This is a genomic window from Pseudomonas sp. GW822-FHT06B12 (assembly GCF_058799675.1).
Map to the genome: position 1 here is coordinate 42,136 of NZ_JBXALR010000015.1, position 23,799 is coordinate 65,934.

General features: G+C 58.9%; 18 protein-coding genes, 1 tRNA gene and 3 pseudogenes. 14 read left to right on the top strand and 8 right to left on the bottom strand.

Features of this window, described 5'->3' with window-relative positions:
- Nucleotides 1–37: 37 nt before the first annotated feature.
- Nucleotides 38–961 carry a sugar ABC transporter substrate-binding protein gene (locus AC1RKH_RS25480; RefSeq protein WP_493061830.1) on the top strand — a complete coding sequence of 308 codons (924 nt, stop codon included), beginning with the start codon at nucleotides 38–40 and terminating at the stop codon, nucleotides 959–961.
- Nucleotides 962–1,227: 266 nt separating this feature from the next.
- On the opposite strand, the pseudogene AC1RKH_RS25485 reads toward AC1RKH_RS25480, so the two are convergent.
- Nucleotides 1,228–1,401 (bottom strand): annotated as a pseudogene (locus tag AC1RKH_RS25485) (diaminopimelate decarboxylase); the annotation flags it as partial.
- Nucleotides 1,402–1,917: 516 nt separating this feature from the next.
- Between AC1RKH_RS25485 and AC1RKH_RS25490 the strand changes: the two are divergent.
- The 12 genes from AC1RKH_RS25490 (at nucleotide 1,918) to AC1RKH_RS25545 (ending at nucleotide 17,740) form a co-directional block, all read left to right on the top strand.
- Nucleotides 1,918–3,789, top strand: coding sequence for a 3-dehydroquinate synthase (locus tag AC1RKH_RS25490; protein WP_493061829.1), 1,872 nt, complete (start codon nucleotides 1,918–1,920; stop codon nucleotides 3,787–3,789).
- Complete coding sequence (locus tag AC1RKH_RS25495; protein WP_493061828.1) at nucleotides 3,786–4,676, top strand: UbiA family prenyltransferase; 891 nt, start codon at nucleotides 3,786–3,788, stop codon at nucleotides 4,674–4,676. The genes AC1RKH_RS25490 and AC1RKH_RS25495 overlap by 4 nt, the downstream gene beginning before the upstream one ends.
- The gene (locus AC1RKH_RS25500; protein ID WP_493061827.1) at nucleotides 4,673–5,446 is read left to right on the top strand and encodes an EboA domain-containing protein; all 774 of its coding nucleotides are present in this window, start codon (nucleotides 4,673–4,675) and stop codon (nucleotides 5,444–5,446) included. Before AC1RKH_RS25495 ends, AC1RKH_RS25500 begins: the two co-directional genes overlap by 4 nt.
- A 36-nt stretch (nucleotides 5,447–5,482) precedes the next feature.
- On the top strand, nucleotides 5,483–6,367 hold the full coding sequence (locus AC1RKH_RS25505) for a TatD family hydrolase (protein ID WP_493061826.1): 885 nt from the start codon (nucleotides 5,483–5,485) through the stop codon (nucleotides 6,365–6,367).
- Entirely contained in the window at nucleotides 6,364–7,593 is a 1,230-nt protein-coding gene (gene eboE / locus AC1RKH_RS25510) for a metabolite traffic protein EboE (RefSeq protein WP_493061825.1), read from the top strand. Before AC1RKH_RS25505 ends, eboE begins: the two co-directional genes overlap by 4 nt.
- Nucleotides 7,583–9,028, top strand: coding sequence for an alkaline phosphatase family protein (locus AC1RKH_RS25515; RefSeq protein ID WP_493061824.1), 1,446 nt, complete (start codon nucleotides 7,583–7,585; stop codon nucleotides 9,026–9,028). Before eboE ends, AC1RKH_RS25515 begins: the two co-directional genes overlap by 11 nt.
- A complete protein-coding gene (locus AC1RKH_RS25520; RefSeq protein WP_493061823.1) occupies nucleotides 9,007–10,146 on the top strand; it encodes a hypothetical protein in 1,140 nt (379 codons plus the stop codon). The genes AC1RKH_RS25515 and AC1RKH_RS25520 overlap by 22 nt, the downstream gene beginning before the upstream one ends.
- A gap of 10 nt (nucleotides 10,147–10,156) precedes the next feature.
- Nucleotides 10,157–12,529 (top strand): hypothetical protein, encoded by a 2,373-nt coding sequence (locus tag AC1RKH_RS25525; protein WP_493061822.1) that lies wholly within the window; start codon nucleotides 10,157–10,159, stop codon nucleotides 12,527–12,529.
- A gap of 73 nt (nucleotides 12,530–12,602) precedes the next feature.
- Entirely contained in the window at nucleotides 12,603–13,526 is a 924-nt protein-coding gene (locus AC1RKH_RS25530; RefSeq protein WP_493061821.1) for a hypothetical protein, read from the top strand.
- A gap of 19 nt (nucleotides 13,527–13,545) precedes the next feature.
- Entirely contained in the window at nucleotides 13,546–14,838 is a 1,293-nt protein-coding gene (locus tag AC1RKH_RS25535; RefSeq protein WP_493061820.1) for a hypothetical protein, read from the top strand.
- 3 nt (nucleotides 14,839–14,841) lie between these two features.
- Entirely contained in the window at nucleotides 14,842–16,650 is a 1,809-nt protein-coding gene (locus AC1RKH_RS25540) for a hypothetical protein (RefSeq protein WP_493061819.1), read from the top strand.
- Nucleotides 16,651–16,684: 34 nt separating this feature from the next.
- Nucleotides 16,685–17,740, top strand: coding sequence for a hypothetical protein (locus AC1RKH_RS25545; protein ID WP_493061818.1), 1,056 nt, complete (start codon nucleotides 16,685–16,687; stop codon nucleotides 17,738–17,740).
- Between the two features lie 83 nt (nucleotides 17,741–17,823).
- On the opposite strand, the pseudogene AC1RKH_RS25550 reads toward AC1RKH_RS25545, so the two are convergent.
- Nucleotides 17,824–17,985: pseudogene (locus AC1RKH_RS25550) on the bottom strand (transposase); the annotation flags it as partial.
- On the opposite strand from AC1RKH_RS25550, the pseudogene AC1RKH_RS25555 reads away from it, so the two are divergent.
- A pseudogene (locus AC1RKH_RS25555) lies at nucleotides 17,935–18,171 on the top strand (IS3 family transposase); the annotation flags it as partial. The pseudogenes AC1RKH_RS25550 and AC1RKH_RS25555 overlap by 51 nt on opposite strands.
- A gap of 144 nt (nucleotides 18,172–18,315) precedes the next feature.
- Here AC1RKH_RS25555 and AC1RKH_RS25560 read toward each other — a convergent pair.
- From AC1RKH_RS25560 to AC1RKH_RS25585, 6 genes are all read right to left on the bottom strand, one after another.
- Nucleotides 18,316–19,791: a tyrosine-type recombinase/integrase gene (locus AC1RKH_RS25560; RefSeq protein WP_493061817.1), complete on the bottom strand. Its 1,476-nt coding sequence runs from the start codon at nucleotides 19,789–19,791 to the stop codon at nucleotides 18,316–18,318.
- A 230-nt stretch (nucleotides 19,792–20,021) separates the two neighbouring features.
- A tRNA-Gly gene (locus AC1RKH_RS25565) sits at nucleotides 20,022–20,097 on the bottom strand.
- 63 nt (nucleotides 20,098–20,160) lie between these two features.
- Nucleotides 20,161–20,721 (bottom strand): CDP-diacylglycerol--glycerol-3-phosphate 3-phosphatidyltransferase, encoded by a 561-nt coding sequence (gene pgsA, locus AC1RKH_RS25570; protein WP_123425996.1) that lies wholly within the window; start codon nucleotides 20,719–20,721, stop codon nucleotides 20,161–20,163.
- A gap of 33 nt (nucleotides 20,722–20,754) precedes the next feature.
- A complete protein-coding gene (uvrC, locus tag AC1RKH_RS25575) occupies nucleotides 20,755–22,578 on the bottom strand; it encodes an excinuclease ABC subunit UvrC (RefSeq protein ID WP_493061816.1) in 1,824 nt (607 codons plus the stop codon).
- Between the two features lie 2 nt (nucleotides 22,579–22,580).
- Nucleotides 22,581–23,222: a response regulator transcription factor GacA gene (gene gacA / locus AC1RKH_RS25580; protein WP_071555134.1), complete on the bottom strand. Its 642-nt coding sequence runs from the start codon at nucleotides 23,220–23,222 to the stop codon at nucleotides 22,581–22,583.
- 135 nt (nucleotides 23,223–23,357) lie between these two features.
- Nucleotides 23,358–23,792, bottom strand: coding sequence for a GNAT family N-acetyltransferase (locus tag AC1RKH_RS25585; protein WP_123425994.1), 435 nt, complete (start codon nucleotides 23,790–23,792; stop codon nucleotides 23,358–23,360).
- Nucleotides 23,793–23,799 lie beyond the last annotated feature (7 nt).

Consider the following 23,799-nt stretch of genomic DNA (forward strand, 5'->3'; position numbering starts at 1 on the left):
GGACATGAAAAAACAACAACAAAACCGGACTGAAACCATGAAAAAACGACTCCTGACCTACCTCTTCGCCGCCCTCTTCACCCCCTTGGCACTGGCCGATACCCGCATCGGCGTCAGCATCGCCCAGGTAGATGATGTGTTCCTGGCGCAGATGCGCGACTACATGGCCGCCCACGCCAAGGAGCTGCCGGGAGTGACGCTGCAATTCGAAGATGCCCAGGGCGATGTGGTGCGCCAGCTCAACCAGGTGCAAAACTTCACCGCCCAAGGCATGGACGCGATCATCGTCAATCCCGTGGATACCGCTGCCACGCAAAGGATGACCAATGACGCGCAGAAGGCCAGCGTTCCACTGGTCTACGTCAACCGCCGCCCCGACCAGGCCGAACTGCCGCCAGGCGTCGGCTATGTGGGTTCCGACGAGATCAAGGCCGGTGAGATGCAAATGCGCTATCTGGCGGAAAAAATGGGTGGCAAGGGCAATCTGGCGATCATGCTTGGCCTGCTTTCCAACAACGCCACCCACAATCGCACCCAAGGGGTGAAGGAAGTGCTCAAAAGCTATCCGGACATCCACGTGGTCGAAGAACAGAGCGCCGAATGGCAGCGCAGCAAGGCCATGGATCTGATGAACAACTGGATTCTGTCGGGCAAGAAAATCGATGCCGTGGCCGCCAACGCCGACGAAATGGCCATCGGCGCGGCCATGGCCATCAACCAGGCCGGCATGCGCCCGGGCAAGGACATCCTGGTGGGTGGTAGCGATGGCGGTCCCGCCGGTCTGGACGCGATCAAGAAGGATCAACTGCTGGTGACCGTCTACCAGGACAACAAAGGCCAGGCCATCGGGTCCATTGATCTGGCGTTGAAGATGATCAGGAAAGAACCCTATACGGCACAGTTGACCATTCCCTATCAACTGATTACCAAGGCCAACTATCAGGACTTTCTTAACCCTTGATTGGGGCGGGCTGCACGACCGACAGGTGAAGGTTGGAATGCCAGTGCATGGTGCCGATCGGTCACCCCCTTGCAGAACTGGACGTGATTACCCCTGCGGATCTGGATGGCGTGCCGTTCGTTTCGCTGTTCAAGGGCGACCCTATCTGTCAGCCTCCCTTCACCGGGAATCTTGTCCTGAAGCCCTTCTCGCCGGCGATCAAATACGAAATTGCGCTATTGCTTCCCACGCAAGAAGAACCGTCACAACTGGCGCGAGAATTTACAGCGCTGGATATCCAACGGCTCATCCCCCACACGATAGAGCGTGGAAAGCCTCCCGCCGATGGAGAATGCTTCAATATCGTGGTCGAGTGCCCTCACAGCCGAAACTATTGCACAGCCCACTTGCTCAAGGTGCGCGTAATCCACACCTGAACCGATATGCATGTGCAATCCCACCCCTGTAAATATGCCCGAGTTTTTAGTAAGGAAAATCATTTGCGCTAGACGTCCGTTTTTCAGAGACCAGCCCACCTAATGACTCAGTCAACTATCAAAAAAAATATATAGCCGTTAGCAATAATCCACATAACAAATATTAATGCCACATGACCACCTCATCATTAACTTACTATTTATGACTGACGCAACCTCATTGAATATCGCTCACTCAACGGCGTCTTCACCGCCCCATAAAAACCATCCAACCCACTGTAATCATTAAACAAAAACCTGATCAAGACACTCACTCCATCGACTGCACCACGTTGTTCCAGCAGCTCACCTCAAACTCTGCCATCAGGCAAGCTTGCAAAAACACCACAGCCGTCTAATTTCATGATTATCTTTGCAAGCGTAATTAACCGCACTTAAAACAGCCATTCGGGCGGGGGAGTCTATTTTTCTAAAACAAACCAGACGCTGCTTTTAATTGCTGAAACGGAAATCAGTCATAACGATCAAGAGGGATGCTTGATGAAGCGCAGCCGTTGGTATCGTGCATTCTCGCAACGAGGGCCAGCCGAACATTTTTGGCTGTCATTGTTTTGCTTCTCAGGCCTGGTGATCGCCAGCTTCCTGTTGTTCGAACAACAGATCCAGGACTTCCTGACCCATCTCAACCTGTTCCTGCCTTCGACGCCCACCCAGAAACTCAACCTGGCGCTGCTGCTGATCACCTTGCTGGCGCTAGACGTGGTGCTGCCAGTCCCTTCGAGCATGGTAGCGCTGCTGGCCGTGGCCATGCTGGGCAGTCTCGGCGGTTACCTGGTGATTTTCATTGGCCTGTGCCTGGGTGCCGGGCTGGGTTATGCGCTGGGGGCCGGCTATTTTCGTCTGCTGTCCGGTCGCCTAGGCCTGCATCAGCGCCAGCCGGGACAGCTGGCGTACCGGCTGGGCACGCTGTCGTTGATCTGCCTGCGCGGCGTGCCGGTATTGGCGGAAACCTCGGTGGTGGCCGCCGGTATGCAACGTTATCCGCTACGCGCGTTTGTGCTGGTCACCACTCTGGCCAATGCCGGCCTGGCACTGGCCTACAGCGCCATCGGCAGCTTCCTCGTCGAGCAGAACATGCTATTGGTGGCCATCCTTGCCAGCATCGTGCTGCCCGGGCTGTTTATCGCCGGGCACAGCCTGTTCAAGACCTTGAGCAGGAGCGACGCTGAGCAACTGCGCGGGCGCTTCGTGGTCAGTTACGACTACCCGGTGGTGTTCACCGATCATCTGTTCGATCCGCTCAATCCCTGTCTGCATCGCCAGCTCACCGCCCAGCACAGAGGCCCGGTGACTGTGCTGGTGTTCGCCGATGAACAACTGTTGCAAAGCGCCCCACAACTGCTGGAACAGATCGATGCCTACTTTGCCTCTCATGCTGCGAATCTGCATTTGCAGGCGGCGCCGATTGGGGTTCCGGCCGGCGAACTGAGCAAGGATTCACAGGTGTTGCAGCAGCTGTACACCGACATGCTGCAACATGGGCTGGACCGGCATTGCTATGTCCTGGCCCTGGGCGGCGGCGCGGTGCTGGATGCGGTGGGCTACGCCTGCGCCACCTTCCACCGCGGTGTTCGCCTGATCCGCATCCCGAGCACGGTGCTGGCCCAGAACGACGCCGGTATCGGTGTGAAAAACGGCATCAATGCCTTCGGCCAGAAGAACCTGCTGGGGGCCTTCTATCCCGCCACCGCGGTGATCAACGACTTCCAGCTGCTGACCAGCCTGACCCGCCGTGACCAGATCGCCGGGCTGGCCGAAGCGGTAAAAGTGGCGCTGATCAAGGACCAGGCATTCTTCCAATGGATGGAGCAACAGGCCGACGCCCTCGCCTGCTTCGATCACCCGGCCAGCCGCTACGCGATCCGCCGTTGCGCCGAACTGCACCTGGCGCACATCACCGGTGCCGGCGATCCCTTCGAACGCGGTAACGGACGACCACTGGATTATGGACACTGGGCCGCGCACAAACTGGAAAACCTCAGCCAGCATCGGCTGCGCCATGGTGAAGCCGTGGCGGTGGGCATGGCCCTGGATGGACTCTATGCCAATGCCCTGGGACTGTTGAGCGATACCGATACCGAACGGGTTCTGAACCTGCTGCTCAAGCTCGGCTTCAACCTGTGCCCGCCGGAACTGTCCTTGAAAGATACACAGGGGCGCTCCCAGGTTTTGCTCGGGCTGGAGGAATTCCGCCAGCACCTGGGCGGGCAGCTCTCCATCCCCATGCTCAGCCGGATCGGCGAGTCGGTGGACCTGCATGAAATCGATGCCGCGCGGATGGAGCAGGCGCTGCAACGGCTGTCCACCCGAATCGGCCCGGCGCTCACCCTCAGCAAAGGCTGCGCGCAATGAGCCAGACATCACCGAACCTCAAGACCTGGATGACCTTGGGCCGGGTGTCCAACCTGCCCACGGTATGGACCAACACCCTGGCCGCGGCCTTGCTGGCCAGCAGCGCCGGTGCCCTGACGCCGCCGTCTTCGCTGGTGTGGATCCTGCTGCTGGCCGCACTGTCGCTACTGTATCTGGCCGGCATGTTGTTGAACGACCTGCTGGACGCCGATTGGGATCAACAACACCATAACCCTCGCCCCATCACCCTGGGTCTGGTCAGCCGCCAACAGGTGCGTCTGGCCACTGTGCTGTTACTGACGCTGGCCGCGGCCTCGGTGTTGGGGCTGAGCCGGCTGATCGACCAACCGTACTGGTTGCTGGGCAGCGCCGCCTTGCTGGTGGGCTGCATCCTCGGCTACAACTTGCTGCACAAGAAATACGCCCACAGCGTCTGGCTGATGGGCGCCTGTCGCTCGGCCCTCTACCTCACGGCAGCGGCCAGCCTGGCGGTGCCACCGGAGCCGATCTGGCTGTGCGCCATGTTGCTGGGTGTCTACATCAGCGGCCTGACCTACCTGGCCCGCCAGGAACACCGCAACCAGTTGCTCAGCCGTCTCCCGCTGATCCTGATGTTAAGCCCGCTGACCCTGGCGATTTATGCCGACAACGTCTGGTTTTGGCCGGTGTTGCTGCTCTGGCTTGGCTGGCTGGGCTGGCACTACTGGCACCACTTGGCCCACCCGCAGCATCGGCAGGTACGCGCCTTTATCGGCGCCGGCCTGGCGGCTCTGCCACTGTTCGATGCCCTGGTGCTGACCGTAGCGAACCAGCCACTGGGCAGCCTGTTATGTGTTCTGGTGTTTTTCCTGCTTCCACACTTCCAGCGCTGGATCAAACCGACATGAACATGGACGTCACTGCACCGCCATCAGCGGCCCTCGAAATGCGTCACGACTACCTCGCCGAACAACACCAGGCCCTCACCCTACAGCTCGATGACGCCGAGTTGCAGTGGTGGCGCCAGGCACAGGAGCGGCTTGCCCAACGCCCGGACGCCAATACCGCGGCGCTGTTGAGCAGCCAGTGCAAGCGCAACCTCAAGGAGCAACCACTGCCCCTCAATCCCGGCTGGAGCAACGTCCAGTTGGCGCGGGCGTTGTTGCTGGCTCAAGTGCTGGAGCGACAACCCCTCGCCGGGCAACTGCCCTTGCTGCGCCAACTGTTTCTGTGGGGCGACGACCAAGAAAAAATCGTCACCCTGAAGGCCCTCGACTGGCTCGACAGCCATGGGCTCTGCGTGGAACTGGCACTGCAAGCCGGGCGCACCAGTAACAGCCAGGTGTTTGCCGCCCTCGCGCTGGACACCCTTTATCCATCGCGCCATTACAGCGAACGGGCCTTCCATCAATTGGTGCTCAAGGCGCTGGGCATGGGGCTCGACGTACGCCACCTGATCGGCCTGACGCAACGACACAGCGTCACCCTCAACCAGTTGGCCCTCGACCTGCTGGACGAACAGCTTGCTGCCGAACGAACGGTGTCCGCCGGGCTGTCCCGAGTGATCGCCTTCGACCTGCTCAGCCCGGCGCAACACCAGCGCCTGGCCGGGCTGAATCAGCAGCAACGCTTGCCGCCGGAGTGGCACGAGCACCTGGCCGGCACCTCACTGAACTGACACTCAACGACTCCCTTTCCTTGACGAGGATTTACCATGCTCAAGTACTTCGATCCGCATATTCATATGGTCAGCCGCACCACCGATGACTACCAGAACATGGCCGCCGCCGGCATCACCGGGGTGATCGAACCGGCGTTCTGGCAGGGCCAGGCCAGGACCAGTGTCGGCAGTTTCATCGATTACTTCGACACCCTGTTGGGCTGGGAGCGCTTTCGCGCCAGCATGTTCGGCATCCACCACTTCTGCACCATCGGCCTCAACCCCAAGGAGGCCAATGACCTGTCGGTGGCCAATGAAGTGCTGGAGATTCTGCCGCGCTATCTGGTGAAAGACGGTGTCGTCGCAGTTGGCGAAATCGGCTACGACGACATCACCCCGGAGGAGGACCGTTTTCTCGCCGCTCAACTGGAGCTGGCCAAACAATTCAATTTGCCGGTGCTGGTGCACACCCCGCACCGCGACAAGATCGGCGGCACCAAACGCACCCTGGCGGTGATTCGCGAAGTGGGCATTGCCGAGCACCTGGTGATCATCGACCACCTCAACGAACTGACCCTGCCGCTGGTGCTGGACAGCGACTGCTGGCGCGGCCATTCGATCTACCCCAACACCAAGATGTCGGAACAGCGCATGGTCGCTCTGTTGAAGGAGTACGGCACCGAGAAAATGGTGGTCAATAGCGCCGCCGACTGGGGGATCAGTGACCCGCTCAAAGTGCCGAAAACGGGCGAGGCGATGCTGGCTGCCGGCTTCAGCGAGGGCCAGGTCGAACAGGTGCTGTTCCACAACCCGGTGGACTTTTTTGCCCAAAGCGGACAGCTGGACAAAACCCTGGTCAGCACTCCGCTGCCCATCGACCAACGTCGGCAGTGGCAGGACAATTCCGCCCTGCGCGGCCAGGAACCGGTGATCAAATGAGTGCCGGCACGGGTTGGGCTGCCATGCAGGTCGGCTATTGCAGCAACGTACACCCGACCCGTGACCTGGCGGGGCTACGGTCATCCATCGAACGGCATTTTCAGGGCGTGCGAACCCTGCGCGGGCTGAACGAGCAGGACAGTGGATTGTGGATCAGCGCCCTCGCCGCGTCCGAATTACAGGAGGCATCGGCGCGCAAGGACTTCCTGAGCCTGCTGCAACACAGCGGCCTACGCCTGACTTCGCTTAACGGTTTTCCCTACGGCCAGTTTCATCAGGGCGCAGTGAAAGCCGAGGTCTATTTGCCCAGTTGGGCCGATCCGGAACGGCTGGCGTACAGTCTGAATCTGGCCCGGATCCTCGCGGATGCCTTGCCGGCGGACTGTGACCAGGGAGTGATTTCCACTGTGCCGCTGGGCTATGCCGCCAGCTGGAGTCCGGAGTTACAGCAGCGTGCCGAGCATCAGTTGCGCCAACTCACGGCTTCACTGGCCAGGCTGCATCGGGAGACGGGCAAGAAGATCGTGTTCTGCCTGGAGATGGAGCCGGACTGCGTGCTGGAAAACACCGACCAGGCGATCGCCTTTTTCCACCGCTGCCAAGCCACGGACCCGAACCATGACTATTTGGCGCTGTGTTTTGATGTCTGCCACCAGGCCGTGGTCTTCGAACATTGCTATCAATCGCTGGAAAAGCTGCGTCAGGCCCGGGTGCCCGTTGGCAAGATTCAGCTGTCCAACGCGCTGATTTGTCGTCTGCCCCAAGACGATAACCGGCGCGAACACGTGCTCAAGACCTTGAGCGACTTTGCCGAAACCACCTACCTGCATCAAGTGAAAGCCCGTGATACGCAAGAGCGGTTATTGAGCTGGGCGGACCTTCCCGCCGCCCTCGACGATTGCGCTAAGCGCCCAGGGCAATACCCCGAGTTGAGGATTCATTTCCACATTCCGCTGTTCAGCGAACACTTGCTGCTGCCCGAGCTCAGCAGCAGTCAGATCGCCCTGTCGCAGACCTTCGACTTTCTGGCCAACCATGGGGATTTTCGTCCCGTGCTGGAAGTGGAAACCTACAGCTGGGGCGTCCTGCCCGCCCAACTGCGGCCCACTACCGAGCACGCCCAACTCCAGGGAATCGCCGCGGAACTGCGCTGGGTCGAAGAGCAACTGCGGCAACGGCAATTGCTGCAACCCCAAACGCGGGAGGCGCTCGCCGATGCCCTCTGATCAACCGCGTCAACCGCTGCTGCTGATCAACGTGGTCGGGCTGACCCCGGCGCTGCTGGGGCCGGCGACACCGCACATCAATGCCCTATTGAAAACGGCAAAAATGGCCAGCCTGCAACCGGTGTTTCCGGCCGTCACGTCGACGGTGCAGGCCTCGATTCTCACCGGCCTGTCGCCATCGGAGCACGGCATCGTGGGCAATGGCTGGTATTTTCGCGACCAGGCCGAAGTGCGTTTCTGGCTGCAACCCAACGCACTGATCCAGGGTGAAAAGGTCTGGCAGCAGCTCAAACGTGAGCTCCCCGGGTTTCGCTGCAGCCAGCTGTTCTGGTGGTACAACATGTATGCGGACGTGGATGCCGCCATCACCCCACGCCCACACTACCCGGCCGATGGCCGCAAAATGTTCGGCCTGTATTCGACACCGGCCTCGTTACACGAGCGTATCGAGCAGCAGATCGGCGAATTCCCGTTTCCGGGTTTCTGGGGTCCGGCGGCCGGCATCGCGTCGAGCCGCTGGATCGTCGACTGCGCCATCGCCGAGTTCCAGATCGATCGACCTGACTTGCAGTTGGTCTACCTGCCCCATCTCGACTACTGCCTGCAGCGACTGGGCCCCGATCATCCGTCGATTGCCGACGAGGTTCGGGCCATCGACAGTGAAGTGGGTCGCCTGCTGACCTTTGCCCAGGAGCAAGGCGCGGCGGTGATGGTGTTGTCCGAATACGGGATCGAAGCGGTGCAGCAGTCCGTATCGATCAATCGGCTGTTGCGCTCGGAAGGCTTGTTGCAGGTGCGCCAATCGCTGACCTGGGAGTTGCTCGACCCCGGCGCCAGCGCGGCCTTTGCCGTGGCCGATCATCAGATCGCGCATGTCTACGTGAAGCAGGCGCACGACATCCTTCGCGTCAAAGCGCTGTTGCAGCGCCAACCCGGCATCGAGCATGTACTGGATAAAGCCGAACAACGGGCCTGGCAACTGGATCATCCCCGCAGTGGTGAGCTGGTGACCGTGGCCGCGCCGGGTTACTGGTTCGATTACTACTACTGGTTCGACGATCGCAAGGCCCCCGATTTTGCCCGCACCGTGGACATCCATCGCAAGCCCGGCTACGACCCGCTGGAGCTGTTCATCGACCCGGCCATTCGCTTCCCCAAATTGAAAGTGGCGCGCCGCCTGCTGCAGAAAAAGCTCGGCTTTCGCTACTACATGGACCTGATTCCGCTGGACACCAGTCTGGTCCGCGGCAGCCATGGCCGCCTGCCCGCCAGCGAGAACACCGGCCCGCTGCTCATCACCAATTGCGATCTGCCGTTGCCTCAGCACCTTGCGGCCACGGCGGTGAAGCAACTGCTCCTGGAACACTTCCTGGGGCACCCACACACCGACCCGGCCAATGCCAAGGAGCTTCCATGCGGCGAGCCATTTCCATAACAGTTCTGAGTGCCCTGGCCGGTTTGGCTCAGGCTCAGAGCACAAACACCTTCGACTGCAGCAACTTCCTGCAGTTTGGAGGAGACGTCGACAAGACCCGGGCCGCGTTTGCGCAGAGTCCCGAGACCATAGCCTGGAACTGGTTTGTCTGCTTGAACCAGCCCGCTGCCGCGGGGAGCCCCAACCGCGAGTGGGAATCGATGAAACCCTCCGACCAGGTCTACCTGCCCAATGGCGCCAAGCCCGCCCCCTATGGCACGTCCGTACCGCCGCCGAACGCGGTGCTTACGCAGGCCAGGGCGCAAGGAATGGACCTGTCCCGAACTTTCCATAACCTCAAAGCCACCCAACAGGTCGATGGCTTGATTCTGCAAATGGGCGGTGCGGTGCCCACGACAGAAAAAGGCAACCCCGTACGCTTTCAGCTGCTGATGGGCCAAGGCACGTTCGATTACATCGTGCAGAAGCAGGTCTACAACATGAACGGCCAAGCCGCCCTGACCAGCAATCTGGAGTTTCCACCCATCGCCTGGGAGTTGAAATCCTCCTGGCTGTGGATCGGCTCCGACGCGACCTACAAACAGAAACTGGAGAAAGACGGTTACTACATCGCCCAGGCCTATTACCTGAAAAACGGTAATTACAAGGTCGGCTATGCCGCATTGAGCGGCTTGCACGTCGTCAACAAACTGAACGCCAACTGGGTCTGGACCACCTTCGAAAACGTCAACAACAGTAAGTACACGGTGACCAATGCCGTACCGGCCACCCCGATGACCAACACCACAGGACCGACACCGGCCGCCCAATCGGCCAACACCAGCTTTCAGGCCGCTAATCCCGCTCTGGCGAAGTACGAACTGATCGGGTTGGAATTCCAGCCCATCACCCAGGTGCTGGCCAACTCCCAGCTGGAATCGGCCTTCCAGAACACCTCGTCCTGCCTGGCCTGCCACGGCACCGCCGCCTACTCGAACCAAAAGGGTTACTTCAATTTCGCCCTGAAAGAACAGGGCGGCATTGTCTACCCCACCACCCCGCTGCCGAACTCGGATTTCGCCGGTTACAACAAACTGGATTTTGTCTGGTCGTTGAAACACGCCCAGTGGCAACGCTAAGGAGCATGACATGAGCGTATTGAATTTCCCCCGCATCTACCTCAACGGCCATATGTTCTGGAACCCGCCAACGGCCAACAACAACGATGTATTTCCACTCTATGACGCGGTCAACATGGATATTAACTGGCCGTTTGTGAACTTCTACGACATCACGCGCCAGAACGCCCCCAACACGCTGATGCCCTGGGTCATCAGTCCCGTGAATAACGTCCCGGACTACGTGCCGATGGTGCCGACCAATGGCAGCCCGACCCCGTACATTCCCGCAGAGTGGGATCTGTTTGGCGACAATGCCTGCGGCACGGTGAGCTACGAAGATATCCGCTCCGTGATCATCGGCGGCGAGCTACAGGCCAACAATTACATCGACCAGGATGCGCTGGTCGGCAAGAACTACCAATTGCTCGGTAACCCCTTTGGCAGCGCCAGTCCTACTGCCGCGCGCTTCGTGGACATCAGCCCATGGCAGAACGCCTTCACCGCGTTGTATTTCGACAAGCTGGAGCTGGGGGATGATAAATGCGGCCTGACCCTCAATCGGCAATACCGGATGCTGGACCGATTCCTGAACTTCAATTGGGGGGCCCTCGGTGGTCTGAAGTATGTCACCACCACCTGGCAGACCTGCTTTCCTCAGGAAAACCTGGAATGGGTTATCGGCAACTCCGCGCTGCTGAGTCAGCTTCAACAGCAGATGAGGCTACAAGGGGCTCGTGGCTTGATGTTCAGGTTTTCCACCTACCTGACCTACTATGACAAGAACGGCATTTTCAACGACTTCCCGCCGATCAATACCCACTCCACGACAGCCGCGGACATGGCCAAAGTGCAAGCGATGTATCAGAAGGGCCTGGACAACGTCTCTGATATATTCTTCAACCCCGCCTACAGCCGCACCGCGGCGACCTTGGGCCTCTGGTTTGCCGACGAATACCCCACCGCGCCAGCCGGCCGGCGCCTGGTGTCCGCCAACCCGGTACCCGTTTTCAAAACAAACCAGCCTGTCGATGCCGCAAGCATCACACTGGGCGTGATGTCGGCCCAGATTACCGACCACACCCTGTCGCTGGATCTGGGCAACACTTTTCCGTTCTATCCAGTGGACTCTGACGCCCCGATCCCGACGGCCGAAAAATTCCATGCCGGCAACTATCTACTGGGTGTACGCAAGGATGGACAGTTCAATCCGGTGATCAACTTCGGTTTCGAGCAGTATCGACAAGCAGCCTTCGACAAACGCTCCGGCCTGCTGGACTTCACGCTCAACGACTCAGACAAGGCGACCCTGCAGGCAGGCCCTCTGGAGCTGCAACTACAGGGCACACAAACGCCCCAGATCGCTTCCACTCAGCAGATGTGGACCGCCGAAGTGATAGAAAGCGGCAGTTTCATCGACGTGGGTGATCACAAGACGCTGCAAATAATGGTGCAAAAGGATGGCAAGCCAGCGGCCAACACCGTGCTGTGGGTGGCGGAGTATGGCAACCCCTTCTCGGTGACCACCAGCAACTACTATCTGGCATTCAGTAATCCGGCCGACTTCACACTGTTCTACGACCATCCGGCAGACCGCACATTGAACAAGCCCAATCTGCCGCAATTCAACGACATGCTCACGATATCAAGCCACCTGGCTACCGGTAGCGGCCGTGGACTCACCGCGCTACAGGCCGTGGATACGTCGAATGCCGGGCCTTCGGGAATACCGGTAAATTATCAGCAGTTCCTGCATGACTTGGGCAAACCAGTCGCGGTCAATTTGCGCCCTTGCCTGACATTCGACGCAGCCATCTCCCGAACCGGGACGCTGCGCGATGCTCAGAACAGCACCGTCAATTACTCTGTTGCAAAGATCACCACCAACGCCAGCGGCATTGCCCAACTGGGCGTCAGTGCCCGAGCCCCGGGCTTTCCCACCCTGCGGTTCTTCGTGCAGGAAGACCACAACAACCCGGCCGTCCCCTTCAGCTTCAACTACACCCAGGCCTACACAGACTTCCTCGCCCCGATGCGCGTCCTGCCACTGGATCCGCAGTTGCAACAGGACTTCATCACCTACTGGAACTCCATCTGTACGCGTCAGAACGCCGCGACGCTGTTGTGGGAGAACTTCATCTACCCACGCATCTTGCAGACCTTCTATTACTTGTACCCGATCATGAACAAGTTCATGCCGCTCAACTCACAGGCAAGAGTGGAAGGCGCCATCGACCAGCTGATTGTGCTGATCAGCAAGGAGTACCAGGAGGAAAGCACACTCGCCATGCCCATCACCCGCGACATGTCACAAAGCCGACGCGCCGTACTGGAGCTGTGGGCGCAGTCCCTGGTGAAACGCAATTACCCGCCCATCCCGCTCAGCATGAGCGATTACGAGTAAGGCTAAAACAACAACGCTCAAGCAGGACCACCGGGTGACGAGCCTGTCACCCGGCACTTCACAGGAGTGTCATATGAAAGCCAGCCTCTTGAACCGGCTATTGCTGCTGACCCTGCTGCTCAGCCCGGCTATTTTCGCCCAGCAGGACAGCGGCGCCGTCTACTTCACCCAGGGGGTGCATAACACCGAGGGGTGCAACGAACAGAACGGCAACTGCATCGCCAAACGCGCACCGGGCGACCCTTCCGATCCGTTTTTCCCGGCGTTCTGGATCAGCGATTGGACCATGTACCGTGTGATGCACAACTACGAAAAAAGCCCGCCGCCCTACAGCAATCCACCCACCACCCTGACCCCGGCGGACTACACCGTTTCTCGCGGGACCAGCTACTACGACACGGCCTACATCCCGCCGGATGGCGACGGCTTCGGCGCCATGATGGAGCACTACGAGAAATACTGTCTGCCGATTTTCCCGATCAAGAACAACAACTACACCTGCTCGTTCGTGTCCCTGGGCAACAAGGCGTACTTCCTGACCTATCCGCAAGACCGCCCCAAAGACATGCCGGCCTGTTGCATGTTTTCGCCGATGAATCATCCGCCACGGCAAGACTTCATCCAGCACCTGCCCTACAGCGCCGAACGCAGCAAAAACCTCGATGGCAGCGTGCAGGCCTACGCGCTGGACCTCGAATCACCGCAAGGTCCGATCCTGTTCGGCTATGCCTTTTTCAAAAATCCGACGGGACAACCGCCCTATCGGCATCCCCAATCGTTCTTTTTTTCGGGGGACACCAGCGTCGCCAATGCGCCCATCGTCAGCCAGAACTACACCAATTTCCGCATCGCCAAACCGGACCCGGCCCAGACCTGGGCGCAAGTGGCCGCCATGTGCCCGGCGAATCCACCGCCCTGCCAATTGTTCGAGCCACCGGCGTCACAGAGCAACGGCCAAAAGGCGCAGTCGAACAAGCTGATGCAGCGCAAACCCTGAACAACGACGAAGGATCGCCATGAAAAGCTCACTCAGTTTCTGCGTGATATTAGTCGGTCTGGCCAGTCTGCCGGGCTTAGCCCGGGAACAGGCCAGGCCGTCGACGCAGGTCAGCAACCTGAATTGCCAGCCCCCCAGCACCGCGCCGGCCGCCAGCGCCAGCCAGGATCAGTTCGATCAATACAGCTGGCAGATGTTCATCGCCTTGAACTGGCCCGCGCAGGACGGGCAGCGAGGTGATCCCGACTGCAGCAAACAGCCTGGGGATCCCGGCTACACCGTCTGGCAGACCTACAAGACCGTGGAGGAAATCTTTCTGCCGAAGGGGGCTGATCCTGGCCCGTGGAATACCCCGCAGACCGCCAAAAGCCTGGGCATCATCAACATCGCCGCACTGAAGAACAGCACTCAGGTGAATGCCGTCGACCAAGCCGTCGGCGGCTGGCTGATCGACCAGGCCGGTAACCCGACCTACTACGACATCTCGGCCAACGAGACCTCCTACAACTACATCGTCGCCAACAGTTTCTATAACGCTGATGTGGTTTCCAAAGCCAACAACATCAACTTCCCCTATGGGGTCATCGAGGTTAAATCGAGCTGGCGCATCCTCACCACCAGTGACAATGCCAGCCGCTACCTGACCATGCTTGCGCGCGTGGCCACGTTCGACGACCAAGGCCAGCGCACCGGTGTCACCGAGGCTTACCTGGGTTTGGTGGGCCTGCACATCATCACCAAGGCGAACGGTTATCCCCAGTGGATCTGGTCGACGTTCGAGCAGATCGACAACGTTCCACCCAAGGTGCAGGTGAATGGCCAGTGGGTCGACCAGCCAACATCCGGCACGACCTATTCTTACTTCAACCCCGCCGCCCCCGCCGCCTCCCTCAACCAATCACCCTGCGACTGGCAGACTCAGGGCGCACATTTGGTCTGCGTGCCCAAACCCGGCACCACGTTCCAGACCCCGAACCCGTTGAACCGGTTCACCCCGATTGCCGAGGTCACCAACGGGGTCAACACCCATTACCGCACCGACCCGGACCTGCAACGAAGCGTGTTGAAGTACTACCAGCTCATCACCACCCAGCGCCCGCTGATGCCGGATAACCCCAGTAATCCGCTGGGCCAGCCGACACCGGCGCTCTCAGCCAACGTGACCATGGAGAGCTACATCCAGCCCAACAGCAGTTGCATGAATTGCCACTCCATGGCGACACCGGTCAAGAGCCCCTACAAGTCCGATTACTCCTACCTGTTCAAATTCGCCAATGCGCCTGTCGGCAAAACCATCAAGGACGAGGAATAGATCATGAGCATTCTCAATGGACCACGACTGAATTTCTGGGGCGGTATCCGCACGGACGTCAGCCTGCCGAACAACTCCCCGACCATCCCTTACGACGGCGATGAGGAATGGCCGCTCTTCGACCTGACCACCTCGACCCTGGCACCGGGTGCCCAGTCTTACACCGATGATCAGCTGAACAACATGATCAACGCGCCCGACGGCGACTACTACACCGCCGGCGGCTGGAATCACTATGGACAGCATGTCGTCGACATGCAGAACGCCTTGATCAGTTCCCAAGGTACTCCGGGCGGCATCAGCACCACCGGCGATCTGGTGGGCCAGCCGGTCTATCTGCTCGGTTCAGTGGACCCGGTGACCGGACAGGGGCCCGTTTCCGGCCCGATGATGGTGGACCTGGACCCCACCTCTTCAACGACCACCCAGATATTCGTCGGTGGTCTGCAAATTGGCGGTAACAGCGACATCCAATTGCTGATTCGCAGTAATACCGTGTGCAGCAGTTTCGACGTGGCGGGACGTGTGCTGTTGCCCGCGAAAATGGATGCGCCGGGATCTTTCCACGCCAGCGGTACGTTTCAACTGACCTTCCCTTTGAGCAGCATCGTCAGCTGGAACCAGAACAGCAGTGGCCTGCGCTCGATCATCAACGCGCCGGGTGCGACAGGCATCGTCCTGCGTTTCGTCATGTTCGAAATGTGCCCCACGATGACCACCGAACAACTGGATGCCGACTACGCCGCCGGCAGGTACACGCCCAACCCGAGCATAGGCAGGGTCATCGGCACACTGGCCCCGGCCTTCGCCGATGAGCCGCTGAACTGCCAGCCGGGCCGGCAACTGGTCAACCAGAGTACGGGGAATGCCGGCTATGCCGACCTGGGCGGCAACGGTTACCTGAGCATCGACATGGTGAACGTCATTCCGAAGGAAACCTTCAGGGCCGTCAGGGACGACATCACCAGCCCTATCGGACCCAACGCGAACTACGGCCCCGTCACCATCACCGCAGGCACCACCGCACTGGCCACCCTGGAGCCGACCAGCCGCTTTTTATTCGACTACTACGTGTATGGCGGCATCGTCGACCTGCCCCTGACCGCCAACCAGATACAGGCGGTGCAGACCGCCGCCTTGGCGATCAACGCGCCCGGCAAGGTCGCCGGGACCACGTTGCAGGCCACCGAATCGACCTATCGGGTGTATGCCGATCAGCGCAATGTCTACCTGGAGGACTACCCTAATGGTCTGTCGATCACCTTGCAGGTCAGGTACCTGGGCGGCCCGGTCCCCAGCGCCACCGAAATCGACCTGCAGGCCGCTGCGCCTGCTGCGTACGATGAGCCGCAATACTGGGACTACCTCGATTTCCCTGCCTCGCTGACCGTCAACACCGGCCAGCTCGAAATCAGTTTCCCCGTCACCGTCAAACCGGGTAGCGCCGCCCAGGCAGGTTTTGTCGCCCTGACCTGCACGGTCAACGGTCTTGCAAGCGGTGGCTACTTCACCAGCTTTCGCAAATACGCACAGACCGACTTCGGCATCCCCAAGGGCACTACCATCACCTGGCCGCTGATGTATCCGAACGTCCTGCGTTTTCATTACCTGGCCTTCCCCGCCATGTCGCGCTACATCCCGCTCAATCAGCCCGACGCGATCATGGCCGCCAAGAACCCCATCCTCGCCCGAACCTCGGACGCCTACAAAGGCACCACCCTGTTCATGCCCGTGGTGCGCTCGATGTCGCCCTGCCAGCGGGCGCTGCTCCGGGCCTATCTCACCGGCGAACCGTGGCAACCGCCGCAGTAACCGCGTCCATCCCTTGTCCATGGAGAGAAGCCCTATGCCCGTTCCCCTTCATATTCCTGCGCAGCCGCGCGAAACCCTGCGCCCGAATACGATCATCGCCGAAGGCTTGCTTAACCCTCGGGGCGTTTGTGTGCAGGCCGATGGCGGCCTGCTGCTGACCGAAGCCGGCTCCGGCCTGCCGGACCAGCCCTTCAGCGGCCGTATCAGTCGACTGCGACCGGATCCACACAAGCCCGGCGCCTACCTGCCCGGTGAAATACTCGCGCAAGGTTTTCGCGCCATGAACATGCAGGCCCGCATGCTGCGCGATGAAATCATGGGGCTTTCGGACATCGCCTGTGGTGACGGGCGCTGTCTGGTCAGCCAGACCGATTACGTCGAAGGTTCCAAACTGCTGGACCTGCAATACACCCCGCCTGAGCCGGTATTTCACAGCCATGGCAATCTGAATGCGCTGTGTTACCACCCGACCCGCCGCAGTTGGCTGGCCGTCAAGCCCGATACCAATCAGTTGGTGGAGTTCACGACCGGCCAGGATGAGCGCGTGCTGGTCCAACTGCCCGAACTGGACCAGGGCCAGGAAGCCGTTCCCGTGACTCTGGTGTACGAACCGGCGACAGACGCCGTGCTGATCAGCCTGTTCTCCGGAGAACTACAAGGCGACCCGATGCGCAAGGGCATCGACTTTTCCGACAAGGCAGGCCAGGTGATTCGGGTCTGGCCGGCCAGCGGGCAGATCGACATCCTGATTCGCGGCCTGCAACTGCCCACCGGACTGGCGTTGTGTCCGAAGGGGAACGTGCTGGTCCTGGAACTCTGCGACCGCCTGCAGCAACCCTTACCGCCGGACTGGAACGGCGAACCACTCCATGGCGGCTTTAGCCGATTCACCGGTCGACTGCTGAGCTGCAACCTGCAAACAGCCCAAGTCACCGTGCTCGCCCGCGGCCTGGATACCCCGTCCAACCTGTGCCTGTTACAGGATGCGGTACTGGTGAGCGAAGGCATGGGATTAGCAGGCCGGCCACTGCCCACGCCAGACAACAACGTCGTCCCGTTGAGCGGCAGACTCCGTCGGGTGCAGCTCTGAAAAGCACGCGCCTGGTGCCGCTCCCACAAGGGGCCAGTACCGATCACAACACTCGCACTCGACACCGAACAAATGTGGGAGCGAGTGCTGTACTGTCCAGGCACCAGGCCGACAGAAGCGGTGAAGTCGCGGCTGCATTTGTACTGTTGACCATCGCCCATTTCCACAGCCGGTAGGCTGGCGGTGATCGGCCCGACACAGGGCAGGCTCAGCAAACAACAGCCAAGATCATCGTCAGCCAACTGGATTGGCTTTGCGCGGTCTTTGATATCACCCGCTCGTGGTACTACGCCCATCGCCTCAGGCGCCGAACTCTGGACGTTGAGCGGCTTCGGTTACGCAGTCGAGTCAACGAACTGTTCACGCAAAGTCGAAGCGCCGCTGGCAGTCGCAGCATCGTGTCGATGCAACGGGATGGACACGAGACTGGAGCCCGCGCTCTTTCTCCTTGAAAGCGTTGAGGTTTTTCTACCGTCAGCGCTTTCGATGTACTGGATGATGTACACATTTGGTGAGGCGGAAAGGCCCTATGTTTTACAAATCACTTCAGAGGCATTCGTAGCGCCCGTCATCTCTCACACCGAAATGCTCTGGAAGTCTTTTTGCGTGTTCAGTTTTCGAATGTCCATGTTCGGCGCGAGTACTCCTCCTAGTTTCCCATAGGTATGCTGGAAGCCGGTTAGCCTCCGTGGCAACGCCGCACGCTCACGCCCCAAGGCACCACCAAGCTGAGGACTTTCACCAGCAGACAGCCTCTTCAAGTATTCCGCAATCATGTCCAACTCACCCGATAGATTCGGCGCAGGAGCCGCGACGATACCCTTCTCCCCACGTTCCCATCGATCAATCTGGTCAGCCCAATCCTGCATCATCCGCTGACGCTGTTCGACATAGAGGGCATGGTTGTAAGTGGCTCGTATTTTGTTGGGCTCCGCATGAGACAACTGCGCATCAATCCATTTGTCCTCGTAACCAAGCTCGTTGAGCGCGGTAGAGAGCGTTGCGCGAATTCCGTGACCTGTGAGCTGCCTTTCGTAGCCCATACGCTTGATCGCCGTATTAAGGGTGTTCTCGCTGATCCGCTTTGATAGATCACTGCGATGAGAGAGCAAGTAGCGCTGAGCTGGACGCCTAAGTTTCAACAACTCATGGACGATCGCGATCGCCTGGCGCGAGAGCGGTACAACATAAGGCGGGATCTTGCTGCCCTCCTTTCTTAACCGTACCTGCAGTTGCTTTACGATCACGGCCGGTATTGTCCAAATTCCTCGTACCAAGTCGAACTGCTCAGGCACAGCCAAGCGCAACTCTCCGGTCCGTACGCCCGTGAGGAACAGCAAACGCAAACCCAAAATCGTTGTGGTGCTGCCTCCGTAGGTACGTAACTTTTGCAGAAAGGGAGGTATCTCCTCCATGAGCAAATAGGGATTGTTTGTCACCGGAGGTTTGGGAATCGCGACAATATCAAGGTCTGCCGAGGGGTTGGTCATCAGCCCTTTTTCAACCATCGCATAGCGGAACAATTGGTTGAACCAGGTCCGGCATTTCTCTGCCGTAGTGAACGCCTGACGACTCTCAATTCTGCGTAGCAACTCGATCAAGTGCTGACGAGAAATCTCGGCGATGGGTAGAGGACCCAGCAAAGGCAAAACGTCTTTGGCAAAGATGCGATCAATCTGAGAAAGCGAGGTTTGGCGTCCCAGCTTCAGCGTGACTGCCTTGAAGGTTCGCCATGCGAGGAAGACTGCTGTAAATGAGTTCTCATCTGCTGCCAAAGCGGTAAAACGTTCCTCTCTTCGAGCCGCGCGAGGATCAGTACCCTTGGCGACCAAGGCTCGCGTTTGATCTCGTGCCAGCCTAGTGTCTTTAAGGCTTATTTCCGGATACATTCCCAAGGAAATGCGAGCCGGCTTACCCAGCCAGTTGAAACGAAAATGCCAGCTCTTGGCACCCTTCGAGCTAACGAACAGGTGCAAGCCATCCATGTCCTTGAGGCTGTAATTTTTTACGAGTTTTTTTGCGTTGCGAACGGACGTATCTGTCAAAGGCATGCGTACATCTCCTCGTCTCGATCGATTGAGGAGAGATGTACGGGCTCCAGCAGGCATCATCTATCTGAAAACTGGCACGTCTTAAGCCCGGATTTCGATGTACATTTTAATGTACAAAAAAAACGTGGCTGGAGATGGTTTTCAGCAGAATTCGCTGGAACGAAAAAAGAGGCCGAAGCCTCTATTTTCAATGACTTACAGACTTCCGTGGAACCCTGTAGATCAATATCTGGAGCGGGAAACGAGACTCGAACTCGCGACCCCGACCTTGGCAAGGTCGTGCTCTACCAACTGAGCTATTCCCGCGTCTTGGTGTGGCGCATTTTATAGAATTTAGAAGTCTCGTCAACCCCTTGATTCAAAAAAGTTTTATTTTTTTTCTACATCGGTTTTCAGATGCGGCCAGGCAGCGCGTAGATACTGCACCATGGACCACAACGTCAGGCCTGCGGAGATCATCAGCAAGGCATAACCCACCAGAACCCAAAAGCTGAAGTCAGACGGATTGGCCAGCAGGATCACCAGCGCCAGCATCTGCGCAGCGGTTTTCCATTTGCCCAGGTTCGATACGGCAACATGCGCACGCGCCCCCAGTTCGGCCATCCACTCTCTGAGTGCAGAGACGACGATTTCACGGCCGATGATCACCGCAGCCGGCAGCGTGAGCCACAGGTTGCCGTGTTCCTGCACCAGCAGTACCAGCGCCACCGCCACCATCAGTTTATCGGCAACGGGATCGAGAAAGGCCCCGAACGGTGTGCTTTGCTCCAGACGGCGGGCAAGGTATCCGTCGAGCCAGTCGGTGGCAGCGGCAAACGCGAAGACCGAAGCGGACGCCAGGTAGCTCCATTGGTACGGCAGGTAAAACAGCAAAATGAAAATCGGGATAAGTAGAACGCGTAGAACGGTGATCAGATTAGGGATATTCATCGGCACAACTGGCTACGAGGTGAGTTGGGCATTCTACTCGCTGTGCAGGTTTGCATAAATCAGCTCAGCGAGCTTTTTACTGATCCCCGGTGCTTTGGCGATCTCTTCGATGCTTGCACGAGACAGCTCCTGCAATCCACCAAAATGTTTCAACAGATCACGCCGCCGTGTCGGCCCTACCCCGGCAACACCTTCGAGCGTCGAAGTGCGACGAGTTTTCCCACGCCGCGCACGGTGACCGGTAATTGCAAAGCGGTGCGCTTCATCGCGGATCTGCTGGATCAAGTGCAGCGCTGGAGAATCTCCGCGCAAGGTGAATTCATGCGCGGCGTCATTAAGATAGAGCGTTTCAAACCCGGCCTTGCGCGTTGCACCTTTGGCCACGCCCAGAAGGATCAGGTCGGGCACGGCCAGCTCGTTGAGCACATCACGCGCCATCGATAGCTGCCCTTTGCCGCCGTCCACCAACAATATATCCGGCAATTTACCCTCGCCGTCTTTCAGCTTGCTAAAGCGTCGAGTCAGCGCCTGGTGCATCGCCGCGTAGTCATCGCCCGGCGTGACACCTTCGATATTGTAGCGGCGGTAGTCGGACTTCAGCGGCCCCTCGGGGCCAAATACCACGCAGGACGCTACAGTCGCTTCGCCACTGGAGTGACTAATGTCATAGCACTCCAGCCGTTGCGGCGGTTCATCCAGATTGAGCACTTGCGCCAAGGCTTCAAACCGCGCGGCAACGTGCTGACGATTGGCCAGCCGTGCCCCAAGCGCCTGCTCGGCATTGGTCACCGCCAGTTGCTGCCAGCGTGCTCGCGTACCGCGAACCCGGTGACTGATGGTCAACTCGCGACCACGCAGCTCTTCGATGGCCGCGATCAGGGTCGGAAAGTCTTCATGGACCACATTGACGATCAATTCGCTCGGCAAGTCGCGCTCGGGACTGCTGATGAAGTACTGGCCAAGAAACGCCGCCATAACCTCGGCAACATCCTCTTCAATACCCACCTGCGGAAAAAAGTTCTTGCTGCCCAGCACCCGTCCACCGCGCACGCTAATCAAATGAACACAGGCACCACCCGGATTGATAAATGCCGCAATGACATCGACATCCCCCGTTCCGCCTTCCATGCTCTGTTGATCCTGCACCCGACGCAGCAGGGAAATCTGATCCCGCAGCTCGGCCGCCCGCTCGAAATCCAGGGTGCTCGCCGCCTGCTCCATGCCCGCGGACAGCTCGTCTGTCAGCGCATTGCTGCGACCTTCGAGGAACATCACCGAGTGACGCACATCCTCGGCGTACACCTGCGGCTCGACCAGGCCGACGCAGGGTGCCTTGCAACGTTTGATCTGGTACTGCAAGCAGGGTCGCGTGCGGTTTTTGTAATAACTGTCTTCGCACTGACGAACAAAAAAGGTCTTTTGCAGCAGGCTCAGACTTTCACGGATCGCGCCCGCGCTAGGATACGGACCGAAGTATTTTCCCTTCAGCTTTTTCGCGCCGCGATGGATGCTCAGGCGTGGGAAATCCCCCTCCGAAAGAAACACATACGGATAGGACTTATCGTCTCGCAGGAGGATGTTGTATGGCGGCCGCCATTCCTTGATCAGCGTCTGCTCAAGCAGCAGCGCTTCGGTTTCGTTGGCGGTGATGGTGGTTTCGATTTGGGCAATACGCCCCACCAGCGCAGCCGTTTTGGGGGCCAGGCCGGTCTTGCGGAAATAACTCGCCAGACGCTTTTTCAGGTTCTTGGCTTTGCCCACATACAGCAGGCGCGCATCGCTGTCGAACATGCGATACACACCGGGGCGCCCACTACAGGTCGACAGAAAGGCGCTTGGATCAAACGGGTCGGTCATTGTCAGAGGCTGGCATCGACCATGCCGTGACGAACCGCCAACAGCGTCAACTCAACATCGCTGCTGATCGAAAGCTTCTCGAAAATGCGGTAACGGTAGGTGTTCACGGTTTTGGGCGACAGGCATAGTTTGTCGGAAATGATCTGGACCTTCTGGCAGCCAACAATCATCAGGGCGATCTGGATCTCCCGCTCTGACAGTGCGTCGAAGGGTGAATCATTGCTCGGCTGGAACGATTTGATCGCCAATTGCTGGGCAATTTGCGGGCTGATGTAACGTTGCCCGGCAAATACCAGGCGAATCGCCTGCACCATTTCATTGAGCCCGGCGCCCTTGGTCAGATAGCCCGCAGCGCCCGCTTGCAACAGTCGGGTAGGAAACGGATCTTCCTCGCACACGGTGACCGCGACGACTTTGATGTCCGGATGGCTGCGCAATAACTTGCGTGTGGCTTCAAGACCGCCGATCCCGGGCATCTTGACGTCCATCAGCACTACATCCGGTTTCAACTCACGCGCTTTAAGCAGGGATTCCTCCCCCGACTCAGCCTGGCCGACTACTTGCAGGCCATCGATGTCAGCCAGCATTCGTGTAATACCTGTACGAACGAGATCATGGTCATCGACTACTAGCACCCTAATCAAGCAGACACCTCGCGATATGGTCTTATTGGTTGCCGAACACCTTAGCAAAAAGCATCCGGCAGACCTAGCAGCAAGCGCTATATAAAAAGTTTCAATTCGTCTTGAATGGCTTGAGCTACACGCTTTACAGACATTTCAGCGGGGACATTTGCGCTCCATCCTCAGGAAACAATCGTCCTGCCCGACAATCTGCAAGCCCATACGCTGATAGAGCACTTGCGCCGGGTTGTCCTTGAACACCGTCAGACGCAGCGCCGGACGAAGCTCTGCACAGGCTTTCGAAAACACCTGCTCGATGGCCCAGGCCCCGGCGCCCTGACCGCGAAAGGCCTCGATCACATGCAACTCGCGGATGTACAGGGCCTTCGAATCACGGCTCAGGCTGATAAAACCCAGCACTAATGCATTTTGGCAAATCAGCCAGTTTTCCCGACCCGCCCAGGCCACATCGAAAGCCTCGTCGATCCACGGCAGATCATGCCGAATGTAGTAGCCCAGCATGGTTTGGCAGGTCAACGCTCGCGCAAACGACAAATGTTCCGACGAGGCCAGCCGCAGCTCAAAAGCCATTTGCCCT